At 47.8% G+C, this 668-nt stretch carries 1 protein-coding gene and 1 pseudogene; both read right to left on the bottom strand.

The annotated features are described in order from the left end of the window. Positions 1–229: pseudogene (locus tag ACTXGO_RS15645) on the bottom strand (nicotinate-nicotinamide nucleotide adenylyltransferase); the annotation flags it as partial. A 109-nt stretch (positions 230–338) separates the two neighbouring features. Next, positions 339–668, bottom strand: a 330-nt coding sequence (locus ACTXGO_RS15640) for a phosphate acyltransferase (protein ID WP_443575169.1), incomplete at its 5' end; no start/stop codon positions are given.

Below are 668 nucleotides of genomic sequence, written 5' to 3'. Positions count from 1 at the left end.
TAGCTAAGCGATGCTGAGGGTCTGTGCTATCGGTTTTAAACGGTGAGCGCGCATTGGGTAGTAGTGACAAATGTAGCTCGCGATTTTGCTCGCTAGCAATAGGGGCTAAGCACTCATAAACTGCCATCGCCATCTGAATGTGACCCAGATGCACCGGATCAAACGAGCCGCCTAGATAGACACGAATCAAAGGGTTAATGTTTTGCGTAAGAGTAGGTGAGTGAGTCATGGCGCTATTATAGCGATTGGGTACACATTTTGCTGAGCGAACTTAACAAAAAACGCTCACCATAACGTTATAGTGAGCGTTTAAATTTAATAAGACGGTTTGAGCTGATTTAAATCAAATCGCTATAAGCCTGAATAGCAGTCAAGGCGATAGTGTAGACGATATCATCGACCAGAGCGCCGCGTGATAGATCATTCACAGGCTTGTTAAGGCCTTGGAGCATCGGCCCAACACTGATGACGTTGGCGCTACGTTGCACTGCTTTATAGGTGGTGTTACCTGTGTTCAGATCTGGGAAGATAAACACGTTGGCTTGACCTGCAACTTTTGAGTCAGGCGCTTTTTGTTTGCCGACGCTCATTACTGAGGCGGCGTCATACTGTAGCGGTCCATCAACGGCTAAGTCAGGCGCACGCTCACGGACGATTTCGGTTGCCTT

Source organism: Psychrobacter sp. T6-1 (assembly GCF_052258445.1).
This window is presented reverse-complemented; position numbering and strand designations above follow the sequence as displayed.